Source organism: Rhodococcus mengyinensis, assembly GCF_048381435.1.
Taxonomy (GTDB): Bacteria; Actinomycetota; Actinomycetes; order Mycobacteriales; family Mycobacteriaceae; genus Rhodococcus_F; species Rhodococcus_F opacus_D.
Map to the genome: position 1 here is coordinate 29909 of NZ_JBLWIT010000044.1, position 18473 is coordinate 48381.

The window sequence follows — 18473 nt, forward strand, 5'->3', positions numbered from 1 at the left end:
GCGGCGCCGGGTACGCGACGAGCGGGGACGAGGTCAGTCGTTGGTGGGTCGGTTACTTGCTGCCTGCCTGGGGCCGGGGTGGAGGTGTTCCCGGGCATGCGAGCCCGCAGATTGGTGACCGCGTCGACGGTGGGCGGTGGTGTGGCGGTGACGGGAGTGCACTTCGAGTCGACGGGCGGTGAGCGCGTCGAGGTGGCTGCCGGGTCTGGTGTGGTGCTGGCGACGGGGGGATTCGAGTGGAACGAGGAGTTCAAGAGGGCGTTCCTGCGGGGTCCGCTGAAGCATCCGGTCTCGATGCCCACGTGTGAGGGCGACGGCTTGTCGATGGCGATGCGGGTCGGGGCGATGCTCGGGAACATGAGAGAGGCGTGGTGGAGTCCGGTGGCCGAGTTACCGGATGGTGTGAACGAGATGAACCGGGTGATGGTCAACGCGGACCGCACACGGCCACGGTCGATCATGGTGAACCGCTCGGGGCGGCGTTTCACGAACGAGGCGGCGAACTACAACGCCTTCGGCGGGGCATTCCACCAGGAGGATGTGGCCTCCTTCCGCTACGCCAACCTTCCGTGCTGGTTGATCTTCGATCAGGAATATCTGCGGCGTTACGGCACGGTCGGACCGTGGCCACCGGGAGAGGTAGCGCCGGAATGGATGACACGGGCCGGCAGCGTTGCGGAGTTGGCGGCCGCCCTGGGGATTCCGGGCGACGCGCTAGAACGGACGGTCGAGCGGTGGAACGGACACGTGGCGGAGGGATGCGATCCGGACTTCCACCGCGGTGAAAGTGCGCACGACCGATGGTGGGGCGACCCGCACCTGAAGGGTGCCGTCGAGGGCACCCTCGGTCCGCTGACCGAGGCGCCGTTCTATGCGGTGCGGCTCGAAAGCGGGGCATTGGGAACGAAGGGCGGACCGAAGGTCGACAAGCACGGCAGAGTGGTGGACCTCGACGGCGGGGTGATCGGTGGGTTGTATGCGGCGGGCAACGTGATGGCGTCGCCGTTCGGGATGACGTACGGAGGCGCGGGAGGGACGCTGGCGCCGGCAATGGTGTTCGGTTACCTCGCCGGCCGCCACGCCGCATCGAGAACGGTGCACGCATGACCTCGGGTCCGACCTCGGAACTGCCCGGACATCTGCGCGCGGACACCGTCTTCGACCTCGTGATCGCTCGGGCGGAAGCAACGCCCGACGACACCCTCGTGATCGACGAGCGTCAGCGCACCATGAGCTTTCGGGAGTTCCGAGATTCCGTCGAGCGGGTTGCCGCGGGCCTGGCCGAACGGGGCGTCACCGCGGGCACGGTGGTCTCCTGGCAGTTGCCGAGTTGGACCGAGACCATGGTGCTGACCATGGCACTCTCACGGATCGGCGCCGTGCAGAATCCTCTGATCATGATGCTGCGCGAACCCGAGGTGGAGTTCATCTGTCGTCAGGTCGGCAGCCGGCTTCTAATCGTCCCGGAGGAATTCCGCGGTTACGCCCACGGCGAGATGGCACGTTCGGTGGCCGCTCGGCTGCCCGGAATCGACCTCCTCGTCACCGACCGCACCCTCTCTCGAGCCGAACCTCGCACCGAGCAACCGCCGCCGACGCCGACCGATGTCCGCTGGGTGTTCTACACCTCCGGCACCACCTCGCAACCCAAGGGCGCCCGACACGTGGACACGGGACTACTCGCCGCTGCCGAAACATTCTGCGAAGCCATCGCTCCTGGACCGAACGACAGGATCGCTGCGCTCGCACCGATCGCCCATGTGGGCGGAGTCCTGCACCTGCTCGTCGCGCTGATGTCCGGTGCAGCGTTGATCACCACCGACGTCTTCGAACCAGAGGCGACCGCGCGACTCCTCGCCGACACCGGTGTCACCCTGGGAGGCAACGGAACCCCCTTCGCGCAAGCCTTTCTCCGGCAACAGCGTGCGCATGATAGTCGGCTGTTCCCGGACCTGAGGGCCTTTCTCATCGGGGGCGCGCCGCGTCCGGTCGCCCTGCACCGCGAGGTCTCGAGCGAACTCGGCGGGGTGGGCCTGGTGTCCGGATACGGGCTCACGGAATGCCCGTTCATCGCGTGGGGGAGTCCCTCGGGCAGCCCGAACGAGATCGCGGTGACCGAAGGCCATCCGGGACCCGGCACATTCATACGTACCGTCGGCGCGGACGGCGCCGAAGTGGCTGCCGGCGAGCGCGGTGAACTGAGAGTGAAGGCCCGACAACTCACCGTCGGGTACGTGGACGCCGCACTGGACGTCGAGGCGTTCGACGACGACGGTTACTTTCGCACGGGTGACGTCGCCTTCCTCGACGACGAGGGATGCCTCAACATCGTCGGCCGTCTCAAGGACGTGATCATCAGGAACATGGAGAACATCTCCGCCCGGGAAGTCGAGGATCACCTCGTCACCGTTCCCGGACTCGTCGATTCGACGATCATCGGACTCCCCGACCCGGAGACGGGTGAACGTGTCTGTGCGGTAGTGGTACCCGAGGGTTCGGCGGTGGCTCCGAGCCTGGCCGACGTCTGCGAGCACCTCGTGGTCCGAGGGCTGAACAAGCGCAAGCTGCCCGTGCAGCTCGAGGTACTCGACCAATTGCCCCGAAATGCCATGGGCAAGGTCGTGAAAAAGGATCTGGCCCGGTTGTTCGGGAAGGACGCCCAGTGAGCCGCTGCGTGAACTGACGTTCGATCGACCACAGCAATTCGAATCCAACGCGATCAACACCCGTGCGAGGAGGCACTTCTGATGGAAATCGATGTCGAGGTCGCGGTGGTGGGTGCCGGTCCATGCGGTGCCACACTGGCCAATCTGCTGGGCACACAGGGCGTGACGACGATCGTGCTCGACAAGGAGCCGGCGGTCATCGACCATCCGCGGGCGGTGGCGATCGACGACGAATCGTTGCGCTCGTTCCAGACCGCGGGGATTGTCGACGACATCGTGCGGGACACCATCCAGAATGCGCCGATCCGGTACTACAACTCGCGCGGCAAGCAGTTGGCCCACGTGCGTCCCAGCGGGCAACCGTACGGCTGGCCTCGACGCAACCTGTTCTTTCAGCCGCTGATGGAAGCCGGGCTCCGGAAAGGCCTCGACCGTTTCGCCAACGTGGAACTCCATGCTGCCACCGAGGTCACTGAGTTGCTGCAGACTTCGAACGCGGTGCACCTGGTAGCGAAGTCCGAGGCGGGTGAAGTGCGGGTGCAAGCGCAGTACGTGGTCGGCGCGGACGGTGGCCGCAGCTTCGTCCGTGACGCAGCGGGTCTGCTGCTCACCGGGGAGACGGCGCCGTCGAAGTGGCTCGTCGTCGACGTCGCCGAAGATTCCCTCGATGCGCCCTATTCGGCGGTCTACTGCGATCCGGATCGGCCGGCGATGACGATCCCGCTACCGTACGGATATCGGCGATTCGAATTCAAACTCCTACCTGACGAGACCGAGGAGGACGTCGTCACCGATCGATCCGTCGATCGGCTGCTGCGAAAGTTCTACCGCGGGATACCGATGCCCACCGTCCTGCGGCGTCGCGTGTACTGGCATCACTCGCGGACAGCGGACCGGTTCGGGTCCGGCCGCGTCTTCGTTGCAGGCGACGCCGCGCACCTGCAACCGCCGTTCTTCGGGCAGGGCATGAACTCCGGAATCCGTGACGCGACGAACCTCGCATGGAAGTTGGCGGCGGTCGTCCAGGGACGGGCCGGCGACCGGTTGCTCGACACCTACGACGCCGAGCGCAGGAAGAATGCCGAGGCGATGGTGTCGTTCGCCACCCGGATCGGGAGCTACTATCAGCCGCGTAATCGCGCCACCGAGGTGGTGCGAGACGCGGTGTTCCGCGGGGTTCAGCTGATTCCCGGCGCGCGCGAATACATTCTGCAGATGAAATACAAGCCGGCGCCGCGTTACACCGACGGGGTGGTGGTGGCCGAACCGGGACAGGACTCCGGCTCTCCGGTCGGCAGGCTCTTCGGCCAGCCGTCGGTGCAACTCGCCGACGGCAACCGAGTGAAGCTGGACGATGCGGTCGGACGCGGATTTGCTGTTCTCGGACTGACGAGCGATCCAGCAGATTCGCTCTCGCCGGCCACTCGAGCACGCGTGAACGCGCTGGGGGCGAATCTGTTCCGCGTGACGGCTCCGCCGTCCGCACGCCGCCACGGGTTCAGGGTGTCGAGCAGCGGGAGCAGCGGGAGCAGCTCGAGCACCGAACTGTTCGACGTCGACGGTGCGTTCCGCGACCTGACACTCGAACGTCGGCAGGACGAGGTGATCGTCCTCCGGCCGGATCGGTACGTGGCAGCGGTGTGCCGGGCGGACGAACTCGATCGGGTCATGTCTCGCCTGTGCGACGGGATGGCAGTTCCCAGCTGAACCGCCTCGCGGCCCCGGCCCCCGTGAGAGGGGGCCGGGGCCGCGGTGGTGCAATCGTCGCAGATCGCCTAGCAGAGCGTGTCTGCTATTTACGGACACGATGATGAATGACGAGCGCAGCGAAGAGTACGCCACCAAGGAAGGTGGTGGCGTACTTGTCGTAGCGAGTTGCGATGCCACGCCACTGCTTGAGACGCCCGAAACCACGCTCGACGGTGTTGCGTTCGCGGTAGCGGTCCTTGTCGAACGCCGGCGGTCGACCCCCGTCCGATCCTTTCGTATTGCGGCGTCGGATCTGGTCGCAGCGTTCGGGGATGGTGTGCGAGATTCTGCGTTCCCTCAGGTTCTTCGGGTACTCGGGTGCGAGTACGCCTTGTCGGCCAGCAGGCGGAACGCTTCGGTGTCGTGGGCGCGGTGCGCGTCGAGCAGCGACGCCAGGTAGGGGTTGTCGCCGGCCTGTCCCGGCGAGAGCATCAGCGTCAGCGGGCAGCAGAAGGTGTCGGTGAGGGCGTGGATCTTGGTGCTCAGCCCGCCGCGGGAGCGGCCAAGTGCGTGGTCTGCGGGTTCGTTGGCCAGATTCTTGTCATTCGACCGAGCCCCCCTGTGTGCGCATCGGTCAGGGCGCCAGCCGAATGCTGGTGTGCGCGGACAATCGTCGAGTCGAGCGACAGCAGACGTTCGAGCTGTTCCTCTCGTTCGGGGGCTGCCGCCCGCACCGCGGCGAACATCCGAATGTAGGTGCCGTCGTCGGACCAGCGGCGATGCCGTTCCCAGATCGACTGCCACGGGCCGAAGTATTCGGGCAGATCGCGCCACGGTGATCCGGTTCGGAACCGCCAGGCGATTCCTTCCAGGGTCAACCGGTGGTCGTTCCACGGACGCCCCCTTCTGCCCGCCAGTGCGGGTAGGACGGGCTCGATCACAGCCCACAGGTCATCGGGGATCTCGTCGGCGCGCAACACATACCCAGCATCACGCATCAATTCCCGAACATTAAGCAGACACACTCTAGTCGACGCTGGTGACCGGTATCGAACCGCCGGTGATCGCGGAACCGTTGTCCGACAACAGGAAGTCGACGACCTTCGCAATCTCCGTCGGCTTCGACCACCCCTTACGGTCCGAGTCGGGCATCGCGGAACGGTTGCCTGGAGTGTCTATGACGAACGGCAACAGCGCGTTGACTCGGATGCGGTCGTCGATGTACTCGAGTGCAAGAGTCTCGACGAGTGCTACCACGGCAGCCTTCGACGCGATGTACGACGCCGCACCGGGAAACGGTCGACGTGTCGCGGCGGCGGACATGCAGATCACGGAACCTCCACCACCCCGAATCAAGTGCGGGAGCGCGGACTGGGTCACCGTGTACGCCGTCCGGACATTGAGGTTCAGCTGTGCGTCGAGTGTCGCCACCGGCGTTTCGTGTACCCGCGTCCCCGAAGTGAAACCCCCGACGAGGTTGACGACGCCGAAAAGGGGCCGATCCGCGTCGTCACCGGCGATGGCGACGACGTTCTCGAGGTCGTCCTCGTCGGCGAGATCGGTGCGCACCAACTGCAGATTGGGGTGCTCGGGAAGGCGGCCGAGTTCGTCACGGTTGATCCACGGGACCACCACCCGCCATCCGGCCATCAGGAGGTGAGTGGTGACCGACGACCCGAGGCCACCGGTTCCCCCGGTCACCAGAGCTGTGCGTGCCATGTCCTTCACTGTCCTTTCCATACCGGCGCACGCTTCTCGGCGAATGCGCGGGGTCCTTCCTTGGCATCCTCCGACGTGGCGATCCGCGGCAGTTCGTCGGACGTCATCGACCAGCCTGCGTGCTCGTCGGGCCGGTCACCGTTCGCTCGCTGTGCGAGGGCAATCCGCTTGTGTGCCTGCACGGCCAGCGGGGCGTTCGACCCGATCTGTTCGGCGAGTGCGAGCGCCGTGTCCAGCACACGCTCGGCAGGTACGACCCGATTGACCAGATGAAATTCGAGTGCCTGCCGGGCCGTCACCGGTTCACCGGTAAGGAGGAGTTCCATCGCGACCGTGGCGGGCAGCTTGGCGGGGAGACGGAAGGCACCACCGGCACCTGCGATCAGGCCCCGCTTGACTTCGGGTAGTCCGAACGTCGCCCTGTCGGCTGCGACGGCGAGATCACTCGCGAGGACCAATTCGGTTCCACCACCGAGCGCGGGCCCATTGACCGCAGCGATGGTCGGCTTGCTGATGGCGTGGCCGACGTAGCCCGCGAGCCCCCAGGCTTCGCGGCCCGCTGGAATGACGCTTTCACCGCGAGCGAGCGCCTTGAGGTCGGCCCCCGCGCAGAACGCCTTGTCGCCTGCGCCGGTGAGCACCACGACGCGGACGTTCGGGTCGGCTTCCGCTTCCTCGAGGGCGTCGCCCACTCGGATACACATGTCGGCGTTGACCGCGTTGCGCGCCTCCGGACGGTTCAACGTGATCAACATCGTGTGGCCACGCACTTCGACGAGCGCCGGGGGCGTGGTGGAGGCGGTCGATTCTGTGACGGTCATACTCTGTCCTTCGCAGTGGGGAGATGAGTTCGGTGGGCGCAGGTCATACCCACACCCGATCGAGGTCCGCGGCCTCCCGTGGTGGGGAGGTCGGTGTAGAGGGCGGTGTCCGCGAGAAGCGGGGCGCCGGCATGGGTTGCACGACGCCGTCGATCTCCACGAAGGACCCGCGGGTGGAGAAATGAGGATCGGTGGGGGCCTCGGCGAAGCTCGATACGGGGGTGACGCACGCGTCCACGTCGGAGAAAGCGGCCGCCCACTCGGCCCTGCTGCGGGTGGTGAACCTCGCTGCCAACAGGACGCGGAGCTCGGGCCATCGACTGCGGTCGTTGCGGTCTGGAAGGGTGTTCGGGTCGAGCCCCAGAACGGCGATCAGCCTGTCGTAGAACTGTGGTTCGAACGCACCGACCGCCATATAGTGGCCGTCCGAGCACTCGTAGGTGTCCCAGAACGGGCAGCTACCGTCGACGAGGTTCGCGCCGCGCTCGTCCGACCAGCTTCCCTGCCCCCGCATCGACCACGCGTGCTGGGTCAGGACCGCCGCCCCCTCGGCAGCGGAGACGTCGACCACCTGACCGAGTCCGGATCGCTGTCGCTCCCAGAGGGCCGAGAGGATCCCGGTGACCATGAACATGGACCCACCAGCGAACCCGGCCACCACGTTGAGTGGTGGCACGGGCCGCTCCTCGCCCCTGCCGATCGAGTGGAGGATACCCGTCGGTGCAATGAAGTTGATGTCGTGTCCGGCCTTGTCGGCTCGGGGGCCGTCCTGACCCCATCCGGTGACGCGGGCGTACACCAGGGAGGGCACGTGTTCGAGCACGATCGCCGGCCCCAATCCGAGGCGTTCGACGACGCCGGGACGGAAGCCCTCGACGAGGACGTCTGCACCGGACGCGAGGGCGAGGACGTCGGCGGCTCCTCGAGAATCTTTGAGATCGACCTCCACGACCCGCTTTCCGCGGTGCAGGTGCTCGGCGCTGGTGTGGTCCTCGGGGAGAAGACCGGGGCGTTGGACGCGGACGACATCGGCACCGAGATCGGCGAGAACCATCGCCGCGTGGGCGCTCGGTCCGATGTTCGCCAACTCGACGACCCGCAGCCCGATCAAGGGCCCGCTCCTGCTCACCCTCGATCAGCTCCACACAGTGTTCGCCGGAACCGCTACCCGCGAGGGGGCCGTCGGTGTGGCCGTCGGGGTACGCGAGAACGCCGGTGCCGGTGCGGGCTGCAGGACACCGTCGAGGTCGGTGAAGACTTTCCGGTCGATCATCTGCGGGTCCCGTGCGGCCTCGTCGAAGTCCAATACCGGTGTGACGCAGGCGTCCACGTCGGCGAACCGCGCTGCCCACTCGTCGCGAGTGCGCGACGCGAATTTCTCGGTGAACAGCTTGCGCACGAGGGGCCAGCCCTCGACATCACGCTGGTGCCCCAGCGTCGCCGGAACGATGTCGAGAACACGCAGCAGCTCTGCGTAGAACTGGGGCTCTAGCGCACCGACGGCGACGTACTTGCCGTCGGAACACTCGTAGGTGTCGTAGAAGGGTGCGGATCCGTCGAAGACGTTGGTGCCCCGGTCGTCCGACCACTGGCCGGTGCCGCGCATCGACCACAGCAGATGGGCGAGCGCGGGGGCGCCGTTGACCATCGCCGCATCGACCACCTGTCCCCGGCCCGACAGTTGACGTTCCACGAGAGCAGCGAGTACCCCGACGACGAGGAACATCGACCCACCGCCGAAGTCGCCGAACAGATTCAGGGGTGGAACCGGGCGCTCGCCCTTCCGGCCGACGGCGTGGAGCAACCCGGTCACCGAGATGTAGTTGAGGTCGTGGCCGGCCTGCATCGCGCGTGGTCCGTTCTGCCCCCACCCCGTGACCCGACCGTAGATCAGGCGTGGATTGCGAGTGAGGGCCTCGTCCGGTCCGAGCCCCATACGTTCGGTCACTCCGGGACGAAATCCCTCGATCAGGACATCTGCGCGTTCCAAGAGGCCCAGGACCATTTCGATGTCCTCGGGGCGCTTGAGGTCCGCTTCGACAATGGTGCGTCCGCGCAGTTGCTGGCTCGCCGTGCGATCGGGTGCCGGCAGACCGCCGACTCGCTGAAGTCGAACTACGTCGGCTCCGAGGTCCGCGAGAAGCATCGCGGCATGCGGTCCGGGTCCCATTCCGGCGAGTTCCAGTACGCGGATACCCGCCAGGGGACCGCTGCCGACGTCTTCGGTGGGCACGGCTGCTCCTGAGTCGAAGTGGTGTGAAGTGCGGTCGGTGACTCGGTCAGTCACTCGACGGAAGCGGCTTGGCGCTCTTGAGCGCGAGCACTTCGTCACCCAGCGCCAGGCTGCCGTCGCCGCTCTTGGTTGCGAGGACCTCGACGGTATTGGCGGAGTCCGTGTAGCGCTTGCCGAGAATGGTTCCGTCCCGCAGGTCACTTGCGGGTGCGAGTCCGTCTGCCGGCTGCTGGGAGGTATCGATCATCGGCTGCCCGCCGCACGTCAGGGTGACGTCACCGCTCCCGCCCCGGACGACGATGACCTCGGTGCTACACACCTGGCTGCGCAGTCGTGCTCCGGTCTTCAACATGGGAATCCCTCTCTTGCTGTGGTATTCGGCCCGGTGCTCCCCGGGCCGAGGGTGGATGGCTAGACGGCGGACTTCTGAGGTTCGCAGTCGATGACGCCCGCGACGATCTCCGCGACGATGTCTTTGCGCAGGATCTTCCCGGTCAGGGTCGTGGGCAGTTCGCTGCGGTAGACGATCCGATCGGGAGTCCGGGAACCGCGCAGACGGGCGCGCACGAACTGTCGAAGCTCCTCCGCGTCGGGGACCTCTCCGGGCTCGGGAACCACCGTCGCGACGATGGCCTGACCCCAGTGGTCGTCCGGGATGCCGACGACCACCACCGAGCGCACCCGTGGGTGCTCCACCAGGACGTCCTCGATCTCGGCAGGCGCGATGTTCTCGCCGCCGCGGATGATCGTGTCGTCGTTGCGACCCACCACGAAGAGGAAGCCCTCGACGTCCTCGAACGCCAGATCCCGGGTGGGGAACCAACCGTCGGCGTCGAGTACCGAACCGCGACCTATGTATTCGCCGGACACCTGGGGTCCGCGGACCCACAGTTCGCCTTCGTCACCCGGTGCGACCGGCTTGTCGTAGGCATCTCTGATCTCGACCTCGATGCCGGGCACCGGCCGGCCGATCGATCCGAGCCGGGCGCGGACCGCAGGATCTTCGGAGTCCAGTGCGGCGCGGTGATCCTCCGGGCCGAGCAGGGCGATCGTGGAGCTGGTCTCGGTGAGTCCGTAGGCATTGACGAAACCGACGTTCGGGAACGCGCGGAGGGCGGCTTCCAATGTGGGGCGCGGCATGCGCGCACCTCCGTAGGACAGTGACCGCAGCGTGGGGACGTCGGCATCACTGCCGCCGAGGTGATCCACGATGCGGTCGAGCATCGTCGGGACGACCATCGCCGAGGTGGCCTTCGCGGTGCGCGCGAGTTCGACCCAGTCCGCGGCGTCGAACTGCGGGAGGTAGATCATTTTCCGGCCCGCGTAGAAGTTGGTCAAAATCGTGCCCATGCCTGCGACGTGGTAGGGCGGAACGCTGATGAGCGCGCCGTCCGTCTCCTCGGCGGAGGCGAACTCGACGGTCCCCATCACGTAGCTCAGCAGATGGCTGTGCCGGAGCACGACGCCCTTGGGGGCGGAGGTGGTACCGCTCGTGAACAACACGATCGCCGGTGCGTCCGGGTCGACGTCCGCGGGCGGTACCGGATCCGAGGCCAGCTCCTCGGCGCGGGCGAAGAAGTCGTCGGTGGTGACGACGCGGGTGGCGTCGGCGTCCGCGACCGGTGCGAGGTAGACCGGGTCGACGACGACGAGTGCGTCGTCGACTCTCGCGATCAACTGCTGCAACTGCGCTGCACCGAGCCGGTAATTGACGGGGGTGAACGGGACACCGGCGTAGGCGGAGGCGAAGAGCAGCGCGGGAAGTTCGAGTCCGGAGCCCCCGAGGAACACGACGTTGCGCGCGCCCGACTCGATCGCGGCGCTTCCCGCGCCCGCGACGAGCCGGCCGAACTCCTGGTAGGTGAGCGAACCGTCACCGACGGTGATCGCGGTGCGGTCCGGGTTGCCGGAGATCGCCATCTCCAGGATCAGCGAAATGCTCATGGTTGTCTTCCGATCAGGTGAGTGTCGAGGGAACCGTCAGTGGGGGTCCTTGGCTGGCAGGGCCGCGATCGATGGGGGGTCGTTCTCGGTTCGCCCGGTCTTCGCGGCACTGCCGGGAGAGCCGAGTTCGTCGAAGAACTCCGCGTTGGAACTGACGTATCCGGACCATTGATCAGGCAGGTCGTCGTCGAAGAAGATGGCCTCGACGGGGCAGACCGGTTCACAGGCTCCGCAGTCGACGCACTCGTCGGGATGGATGTACATCATCCGTCCGCCCTCGTAGATGCAGTCGACGGGGCATTCTTCGATGCAGGCTTTGTCCAGTACATCGACGCAGGGTTCGGCAATTACGTACGGCACGGCGGGTCGGACTCCTAGCTCTGACGATGACCTAACTCAACTTGTCCAGAACCATATGCCATCTTCTGACATCTTGTCTATGAAATTTTGAAGCCGGTCCCGAGTCGGCCCGAGGCAGGGTTCGGCCTGGGGATATCTGCGCTATCCGCACAATGTCGACGGGGAACATCGGTTATTCGCGATCGGCTCTGTTGCGCGGCGGGATCATTGGATACTCTTCTATCTGACAGCTCAGGTCACATCGAGATCCTGCAGCTCCGACGCGGCTACGTTGCCGTTCCACTCAATCGAAAGGTACTCCGCCATGGCGTTGGCGATCTCGGAAGAACACAAGGAACTGGCCGACGTGGCCGCGTCCCATCTCGCGCGGGGGAACGTGCGGGAGGCTGCACGTCAGACTCTCGACGGCACCGTCGCGGACCTTCCCGCGTTCTGGTCCGCGACGGCAGGGCTCGGCTGGTTCGGACTGCACCTGCCCGAAGAACACGGGGGGTCGGGCTTCGGTCTCCCCGAACTCACGGTGGTATCGGAGGCCCTCGGACACGAACTGGCCCCGGGGCCGTTCCTTCCGACGGTGACGGCCTCGGCGATCCTGGCGCACAGCGCACCCGAATCGGTTCAGGCTCGGTGGCTTCCGGGACTGGCCGACGGTTCGGCGATCGGCGCCGTCGGCCTGTCACCGGGGTTGACGCTCGATTCGGACGGTGGCCTCACCGGCGAGAGCCGCGCGGTGATCGGCGCGCCCCAGGCGGCTGTGCTCGTGCTGGTCGTAGGAGATGACGTCGTGGTGGTCGAAACCGGCGAGGCCGGTGTGTCGGTGTCGACGCGAGCGGGCTTGGACACGACTCGGACGATCGGCAATGTCAGGGTCGACGGTGCTGCGATTCCCGCCGAGCGCATCCTGAAGGGCGCAGCGCGCGCCGCGGTCACGTATTTCCGCATCCTCGCCGCCGCCGAGGCCGTGGGAAGCGCGATGGCCTGCCTCGAGACCGCCACCGACTACGTGAAGACCCGCGAGCAGTTCGGGCGACCGGTCGGCACCTTCCAGGCAGTGAAGCATCATTGCGCGAACATGCTGATCGACATCGAGATGACCGTGGCCGCCACCTGGGACGCGGCACGGGCCGGAGATGTCGAGAGCGCCTGGTTCGCCGCCGCGGTCGCTGCCTCACACGCCGCCCGGGCCCAGGTGAAAGCGGCCCGGCTCAACATCCAACTGCACGGTGGTATCGGATTCACCTGGGAGCACGACGCGCACCTCTACCTGCGTCGAGCGGACACCGTGGCGGCTGTATTGGCGGACGGGCGCGACCCGCTGGTCGACGTCGTCGAGGCCTTCCGCGCCGGGGAGGCACATGGTGCGTCCTTCGAACTGCCGGAGGAAGCACAGACGTTCCGCGAGCAGGCCGGTGCCGCGGTGGCCCACTACAAGGCGCTGCCCGAGGCGGAGCAGCGTGACTATCTGGTGGACAGCGGCTACCTCGTTCCGCACTGGCGGAAGCCCTGGGGCCGGGAAGCCGGAGTGGTGGAGCAGCTGGTCATCGAGGAGGAATTCGCGGGCATCGATCTACCCGATCTCGGAATCACCGGCTGGGTCAACCTCACGATCTCCCAGGTCGGGACGGACGAGCAGAAGAGCCGGTGGATCGACCCCGTCCTCCGTGGGCACACCAACTGGTGCCAGTTGTTCAGCGAGCCGGGTGCGGGGTCCGACGCGGCCGCGGTTCGCACGGCGGGCAAACGCGTCGACGGGGGGTGGCGTATCACGGGACAGAAGGTGTGGACGAGTGCCGCGCTCGGTTGCGAGTGGGGTCTGGCCACGGTCCGGACGGATCCGCAGGCCTCTAAGCATGCCGGCGTGACGATGATGGCGATCCGGCTGGACTCACCGGGAGTCGAGATCCGTCCGCTGCGGGAGATCACCGGGGACGCACTGTTCAACGAGGTGTTCTTCGACGACGTCTTCGTGCCGGACACCGACGTGGTCGGGGGCGAGGGAGAGGGCTGGAAGGTGGCCCGTGCGACGCTCGGCAACGAACGCGTCTCCATCGGTGGCGGTAGTGGTTCCATCGCGTTCACCGGGAAGGAACTGGTCAAGCTGCTCGACGGGTCTCCCGGTGCCAGGGAAAGCGCGGAGCACGAGGTGGGGGAGATCCTCGCGGAGGAGCACACGCTGCGTCTGCTCAACCTCCGCCAGGCCGCCCGGGCGATCGCCGGCGCCGGTCCCGGTCCCGAGGCCAACGTCACCAAACTCGTCAAAGCCGAACACTCGCAGCGCATCACCAACCTCGGCATGACTCTGGCCGGACCGGCGGGGGTGATGGGTGAGGTTCCGGACGTCTCCTACCCCTACCTGTTCACCCGTTGCCTGACGATCGCGGGTGGAACGTCGGAAATCATGCGCAACACCATCGCCGAACGGATCCTGGGGCTGCCGCGCGATCCGCTGGTCCGCTGAGCGATGACGGACGAAAGGAATTGCACGTGAATGACCTTCCCCTCGCGGGTGTCACCGTGGTCAGTCTGGAACAGGCTGTCGCGGCACCGTTCGCGACGCGTCAACTGGCAGATTTGGGAGCCCGCGTCATCAAGGTCGAGCGACCTGGCGACGGGGATTTCGCCCGCGGCTACGACGTGTCGGTTCACGGGCAGTCGAGTTACTTCGTCTGGCTCAATCGGTCCAAGGAATCGCTGTCACTCGATCTCAAGGCCGATGAAGGCAGGGAGATCCTGTTCGAGCTTCTCGCGACGGCAGATGTCTTCGTGCAGAACCTGGGACCGGGAGCCACCGGCCGCATGGGCCTGGGCGCGGAGGATCTTGCCGCCCGCTTCCCGACGCTGATCGTCTGCGACATCTCGGGTTACGGTGCCGACGGACCGTGGGGTACGCGTAAAGCGTACGACCTTTTGGTCCAGGCGGAGGCAGGGCTGCTGTCCATCACCGGGTCGCCGGACGAGGTCGCGAAGGCCGGAATCTCGGTCGCCGACATCGCAGCAGGAAGTTTCGCCTACTCGGGAATCCTTGCCTCCCTGTACACGCGGGCGGTGTCGGGCCGAGTGCGCTCGGTCAGTGTGTCGTTGTTCGACGCGCTGGCCGAGTGGATGGGTTCTCCGGCGTACTACGCGCAGTACGGCGGCGAGAGTCCCAGGCGCACCGGTGCTCGGCATGCGACGATCGCACCGTACGGGCCGTTTACGGCAGGTGACGGCGAGCGGGTGCTCCTCGCGATCCAGAATCAACGTGAGTGGGAGCGGCTGTGTGTCGAGATACTGGCACAGCCCCAGCTGGTCACCGACTCTCGGTTCGCCACCAATCCCGACCGAGTGGCCAACCGAGAGGTATTGGAGCAGATCATCACCGATGCCATCGAATGCTTCACCGCAGACCAACTCGCCGGGCAACTGGAGGAGGCGTCGATCGCGAACGCGCGGATGAACACGGTCGCCGAGCTCTGGGCCCACCCGGTACTCTCCGAGCGCAAGCGATGGCGGGATGTCACGACGCCGCACGGGACTATCCAGGCACTCGTGCCGCCGGCGTCGTTCACAGGCGTCGAACCACGGATGGATCCGGTCCCGGCGGTCGGGGAGCACTCGGCCGCGATCCTCACCGGTCTCGGACGGTCCGGCACCGACATCGCACAGCTGAGGTCGAAGGCGATCATCTGACGAGAGGAAGTTTCACGTGGAAGATCTGGCGCTGGTCTTGGCGGGCGGAGGAGTCGCAGGCATTGCGTGGGAACTGGGCTTCCTCCTCGGAGTGCAGGACGAGTCGGAGCACGTGGCTCGGGCGTTGCTCGATTCCACACATCTCGTGGGCACCTCGGCCGGTGCCACCGTCGCGGCTCAGATCTCCAGTGGCGTCGGCCTGAGCGACCTGTTCCACACGCAACTCGCGGCGGAGACCACCGAAATCGATCCCGGTGTGGACCTCGAGCAGCTGATGACGGTCTTCGCGGCGGGACTCGGCGACGAGGACGCCCCGCCCCGGGAACGGTTACGCCGCATCGGGGCGGCGGCGCTCCGGGCCACCACGGTGAGTGAGGAGACGCGCAGGGCAGTCATCGAGTCTCGGCTCCCCTCGCACGAATGGCCGGAGCGGGTGCTGCGTGTCACCGCAATCGACGCGTCGACCGGTGAGCTCGTCGTCTTCCAACAGGGTCACGGTGTCTCGCTCGTCGACGCCGTGGCCGCGAGCTGCGCGGTACCGGGAATCTGGCCGACGGTGACGATCGGCGGACGCAAGTTCATGGACGGTGGTGTGGAAAGTAGCGCCAACGCGTTCTTGGCGGGAGAGTGCGGACGAGTCGTAGTCCTTGTTCCCGCACCCGAGCCCGGTCCCTATCTGCTCGGAGGGAGTCTGCTCACCGAGATCACCTCGATGACCGGTTCCGACGTGCTTCCCGTCTTTGCCGACGCTGCCGCGGTCGGGGCATTCGGGACGAACCCGTTGGCGCCGGCGACTCGAGCTCCGGCTGCACTCGCGGGGCGCGATCAGGGCCGGCGAGCAGCCGCCCAGCTGGGCGAGTTCCTCGGCGTCGTTCCCTGACGGGAACGCCCGGAAACGCAAATGACCACGAAGAAACCCGCCATGGGCTCGACACCCGTTGAGGTGTCGTGCCCATGGCGGGTCGCGGCGTTCGACGGGCCGGCAGAGGCCTTGGCGTCTACTTCGGCTGGAAACGCAGCGCACCGTCGATCCGGATGACCTCGCCGTTGAGGTAATCGTTCTCCGCGATGTGCTGCACGAGGCCGGCGTACTCGGACGGGCTTCCCATGCGGTTCGGGAACGGAACATTCGAACCCCAGAACTTCTCGGCCTCTTCGCGTTCCATCTTGAACGCGGGTGTGAAGAAGGTGCCCGGCGCGATGGCCATCACGCGGATGCCGAACTTGGTGAGGTCACGAGCCGCCGGCAGGGTCAGACCTACTACGCCGCCCTTGGCGGCGGAGTAGGCGGTCTGTCCGATCTGGCCCTCGAATGCCGCAATGCTCGCGGTGTTGACGATGACGCCACGGCCGCCGTTCTCGTCGGCGTCGTTCTTGGCCATGGCTGCCGCGCCCAGGCGAAGCACGTTGAACGTGCCGTTGAGGAAAAGGTTGACGTACCACTGGAACTGCTCGAACGAAGCGGGCTCCCCGTCCCGTCCGACCACGCGTGAAGCCCCGGCGCCGCCGCCGTGAGCGTTGACGACGATGCGGAGCGGAGCGATCTCGTTTGCTGCGGCGAGGGCTGCGACGACGCTGGCTTCATCGAGTACGTCGGTGCTGACGTACCGAACCTTCTCGCCGAGTTCGGCTTCCAGTGCCTTACCGCGCTCGTCGTTGAGGTCGGCGACGATCACCGAGGTTCCGGCAGCGGCGAGCTGACGTACGGTGGCCTCTCCGAGGCCTCCCGCTCCGCCCGTGACGAGCGCGGACGCGTTGCTGATGTCCATCTTCGTTGTTCCTCTCCTGGCCACGAAACGAGCCGCGAGCCGTTGACTGGTGCACTCATTCAAAAATGACACAATTGTCAGAAAAGTTCAATAGCGTGGAGGGGGTAGATGTCTGATCCCGCGCGCGTGTGCGAAAGCGACTGGTGCATAGACAGTTCGAGCCCTACCGCGCCATGCGGTAGGGCTCGAACTGTCCTCGACGGTCGGATGATTATCAGATGGCGTGGCTGAAGAACCCGCGCTTGATGCACGCCACGAGCAGCGACACGAAGTCGTCCTGCGACAGTGGTTCGGGAAGCTCCTGCGACGCTTGCGGCACCCGGCCGACGAGAGCGCGGAAGATCAAGGCCGCCATGACCGGGTCGAACGGGTAGTCGCGCTTGCGGCTCGTCACCACCGCCAGGAGGGCGTCGTCCATGCATGCCTGCCCATAGGTGCCCAGGTCCACCACCATGTCGTTCCCACTGTTGCGCTCGGACCAGACGTCGATCGATCCCGCGTATCGAGTGATATACCGCGAAAACCCCACCAGCCATTCTCGCAACTCGGTGTCGTCCTCTGCCATCGGATCGATCTTCCGGACCCGCTCGGCCTGTTCGATCGCGCACCCGGTGGCCTCCACGCTCAGCGCCATGAGCAGATCCTGTTTCTCGCTGAAGTACTTGTAGAACGTTCCGCGCGCGAATCCAGCCTGCTCGACGATGTCGTCGACGCTCGTGCGGTGGTACCCCTTTTCGCGGAACTGGATCGCACCTGCTTCGACCAGGGTCTCGACGGTCTTCACTGCTCGCTTGCTGAGGCCTGCCACGCGGTCCTGGGTGGACAGGCCCTGGGTGTTCGGGGGCTCGGGCATGTCGATCGACCCGGTGCCCGACGTGCGCAACGAGAGGCTGTTCAGGACCTCGGGCGGGGTTTCGGGGAACAGTACCAACTGAATGAAGACGGATACGGCGTCGACGACGGACTGGGTGTCGCGACCGTAGGCCCGTCCGGTGTGGATGAACAGGTTCATCCGGTGGACGATTGCGGTCATCATCATGGCACCCGCGTCAGGATCGATGCCCTCGATTCCCGATGTGGCCAAGCGTTCGGAGATCCGCTTGTTGTAGCCCTCGATGAACCGGGTGATCTCCGGCCGCACGGCGGTGTCGGACGCGGCGACCTGCGTCCACTGCACGAACATCGTCGAATACTTGTCGAAGACCCAGCTCCACTCGCCCAGCCACCAGTTGAGGTTGTCGAACCCCACCTCGGTGGGGCCCAGGGGGCCGATGCGGCGCGCGACGCGGAACAGCGCACGGCCGCACTCTTCGAGGAGTTCGAGGAAGATCTCGTCCTTGCCGGGGAAGTACTGGTAGAGCGTGGCACGGGAAATGTCGGCGGCCTTGGCGATCGCCTCCACCGAGGTGTTGAAGAAGCCGACCTCGGCGAAGAGATCCAGTGACACTTCCACGATCTTGTTGCGCGTGCTTGCGCCCCGACTGCCCACTTCGGGGCTCGACGGGCCGTAACTTGCTCGGCGGGTGATCGAATTTTCTGACATCAGTGGACAGTCTATGGGGAGTCGAGGCAGATTGCGAGGACGAGGACAGGGGAGTGGCCG

General features: G+C 66.2%; 15 protein-coding genes and 1 pseudogene. 6 read left to right on the forward strand and 10 right to left on the reverse strand.

Translation table 11 applies throughout. The annotated features are described in order from the left end of the window. Positions 1 to 96: 96 nt before the first annotated feature. The 3 genes from ACNJ7E_RS08265 to ACNJ7E_RS08275 all read left to right on the forward strand — a co-directional run bounded on the left by ACNJ7E_RS08265 (position 97) and on the right by ACNJ7E_RS08275 (position 4373). Positions 97 to 1107: an FAD-binding protein gene (locus tag ACNJ7E_RS08265; RefSeq protein WP_418339577.1), complete on the forward strand. Its 1011-nt coding sequence runs from the start codon at positions 97 to 99 to the stop codon at positions 1105 to 1107. Further along, positions 1104 to 2666, forward strand: coding sequence for an AMP-binding protein (locus ACNJ7E_RS08270; protein ID WP_016881680.1), 1563 nt, complete (start codon positions 1104 to 1106; stop codon positions 2664 to 2666). The genes ACNJ7E_RS08265 and ACNJ7E_RS08270 overlap by 4 nt, the downstream gene beginning before the upstream one ends. Positions 2667 to 2747: 81 nt before the next feature. Next, positions 2748 to 4373: a bifunctional 3-(3-hydroxy-phenyl)propionate/3-hydroxycinnamic acid hydroxylase gene (locus tag ACNJ7E_RS08275; protein ID WP_016881679.1), complete on the forward strand. Its 1626-nt coding sequence runs from the start codon at positions 2748 to 2750 to the stop codon at positions 4371 to 4373. 85 nt (positions 4374 to 4458) lie between these two features. Here ACNJ7E_RS08275 and ACNJ7E_RS08280 read toward each other — a convergent pair. The 8 genes and pseudogenes from ACNJ7E_RS08280 to fdxA form a co-directional block, all read right to left on the reverse strand. Next, a pseudogene (locus ACNJ7E_RS08280) lies at positions 4459 to 5335 on the reverse strand (IS5 family transposase). Positions 5336 to 5381: 46 nt separating this feature from the next. Then, on the reverse strand, positions 5382 to 6074 hold the full coding sequence (locus ACNJ7E_RS08285) for an SDR family NAD(P)-dependent oxidoreductase (protein ID WP_029538792.1): 693 nt from the start codon (positions 6072 to 6074) through the stop codon (positions 5382 to 5384). A 5-nt stretch (positions 6075 to 6079) separates the two neighbouring features. Further along, positions 6080 to 6895, reverse strand: a complete 816-nt coding sequence (locus ACNJ7E_RS08290) for a crotonase/enoyl-CoA hydratase family protein (protein WP_016881675.1) — start codon at positions 6893 to 6895, stop codon at positions 6080 to 6082. Positions 6896 to 6938: 43 nt separating this feature from the next. After that, positions 6939 to 8006 (reverse strand): CaiB/BaiF CoA transferase family protein, encoded by a 1068-nt coding sequence (locus ACNJ7E_RS08295; RefSeq protein ID WP_418339599.1) that lies wholly within the window; start codon positions 8004 to 8006, stop codon positions 6939 to 6941. Between the two features lie 24 nt (positions 8007 to 8030). Then, positions 8031 to 9128 carry a CaiB/BaiF CoA transferase family protein gene (locus tag ACNJ7E_RS08300; protein WP_418339578.1) on the reverse strand — a complete coding sequence of 366 codons (1098 nt, stop codon included), beginning with the start codon at positions 9126 to 9128 and terminating at the stop codon, positions 8031 to 8033. Positions 9129 to 9174: 46 nt separating this feature from the next. Beyond that, complete coding sequence (locus tag ACNJ7E_RS08305) at positions 9175 to 9480, reverse strand: hypothetical protein (RefSeq protein ID WP_418339579.1); 306 nt, start codon at positions 9478 to 9480, stop codon at positions 9175 to 9177. Positions 9481 to 9539: 59 nt separating this feature from the next. Continuing rightward, entirely contained in the window at positions 9540 to 11072 is a 1533-nt protein-coding gene (locus ACNJ7E_RS08310) for a class I adenylate-forming enzyme family protein (protein ID WP_418339580.1), read from the reverse strand. Between the two features lie 36 nt (positions 11073 to 11108). Then, positions 11109 to 11432 (reverse strand): ferredoxin, encoded by a 324-nt coding sequence (fdxA, locus tag ACNJ7E_RS08315; RefSeq protein ID WP_005573081.1) that lies wholly within the window; start codon positions 11430 to 11432, stop codon positions 11109 to 11111. A gap of 304 nt (positions 11433 to 11736) precedes the next feature. Here fdxA and ACNJ7E_RS08320 point away from each other — a divergent pair, with 304 nt between their 5' ends. From ACNJ7E_RS08320 to ACNJ7E_RS08330, 3 genes are read left to right on the forward strand one after another with little or no spacing between them, the layout of a single operon-like run. Next, positions 11737 to 13890, forward strand: a complete 2154-nt coding sequence (locus tag ACNJ7E_RS08320) for an acyl-CoA dehydrogenase family protein (protein WP_418339581.1) — start codon at positions 11737 to 11739, stop codon at positions 13888 to 13890. 26 nt (positions 13891 to 13916) lie between these two features. After that, positions 13917 to 15101, forward strand: coding sequence for a CaiB/BaiF CoA transferase family protein (locus tag ACNJ7E_RS08325; RefSeq protein WP_418339582.1), 1185 nt, complete (start codon positions 13917 to 13919; stop codon positions 15099 to 15101). Between the two features lie 16 nt (positions 15102 to 15117). Further along, entirely contained in the window at positions 15118 to 15981 is an 864-nt protein-coding gene (locus ACNJ7E_RS08330) for a patatin-like phospholipase family protein (protein WP_418339583.1), read from the forward strand. A gap of 118 nt (positions 15982 to 16099) precedes the next feature. On the opposite strand, the gene ACNJ7E_RS08335 is transcribed toward ACNJ7E_RS08330, so the two are convergent. Both ACNJ7E_RS08335 and ACNJ7E_RS08340 read right to left on the reverse strand, forming a co-directional pair. After that, complete coding sequence (locus ACNJ7E_RS08335) at positions 16100 to 16870, reverse strand: SDR family NAD(P)-dependent oxidoreductase (protein ID WP_418339584.1); 771 nt, start codon at positions 16868 to 16870, stop codon at positions 16100 to 16102. 214 nt (positions 16871 to 17084) lie between these two features. After that, on the reverse strand, positions 17085 to 18413 hold the full coding sequence (locus tag ACNJ7E_RS08340) for a TetR/AcrR family transcriptional regulator (protein WP_418339585.1): 1329 nt from the start codon (positions 18411 to 18413) through the stop codon (positions 17085 to 17087). Between the last annotated feature and the right edge of the window lie 60 nt (positions 18414 to 18473).

Bases quoted from the DNA above. Each gene is read 5' to 3' on its own strand.
- ACNJ7E_RS08265 (WP_418339577.1), top strand. From the start codon at position 97: ATGCGAGCCCGCAGATTGGTGACCGCGTCGACGGTGGGCGGTGGTGTG.
- ACNJ7E_RS08270 (WP_016881680.1), top strand. From the start codon at position 1,104: ATGACCTCGGGTCCGACCTCGGAACTGCCCGGACATCTGCGCGCGGAC.
- ACNJ7E_RS08275 (WP_016881679.1), top strand. From the start codon at position 2,748: ATGGAAATCGATGTCGAGGTCGCGGTGGTGGGTGCCGGTCCATGCGGT.
- ACNJ7E_RS08285 (WP_029538792.1), bottom strand. From the start codon at position 6,074: ATGGCACGCACAGCTCTGGTGACCGGGGGAACCGGTGGCCTCGGGTCG.
- ACNJ7E_RS08290 (WP_016881675.1), bottom strand. From the start codon at position 6,895: ATGACCGTCACAGAATCGACCGCCTCCACCACGCCCCCGGCGCTCGTC.
- ACNJ7E_RS08305 (WP_418339579.1), bottom strand. From the start codon at position 9,480: ATGTTGAAGACCGGAGCACGACTGCGCAGCCAGGTGTGTAGCACCGAG.
- ACNJ7E_RS08310 (WP_418339580.1), bottom strand. From the start codon at position 11,072: ATGAGCATTTCGCTGATCCTGGAGATGGCGATCTCCGGCAACCCGGAC.
- ACNJ7E_RS08320 (WP_418339581.1), top strand. From the start codon at position 11,737: ATGGCGTTGGCGATCTCGGAAGAACACAAGGAACTGGCCGACGTGGCC.
- ACNJ7E_RS08335 (WP_418339584.1), bottom strand. From the start codon at position 16,870: ATGGACATCAGCAACGCGTCCGCGCTCGTCACGGGCGGAGCGGGAGGC.
- ACNJ7E_RS08340 (WP_418339585.1), bottom strand. From the start codon at position 18,413: ATGTCAGAAAATTCGATCACCCGCCGAGCAAGTTACGGCCCGTCGAGC.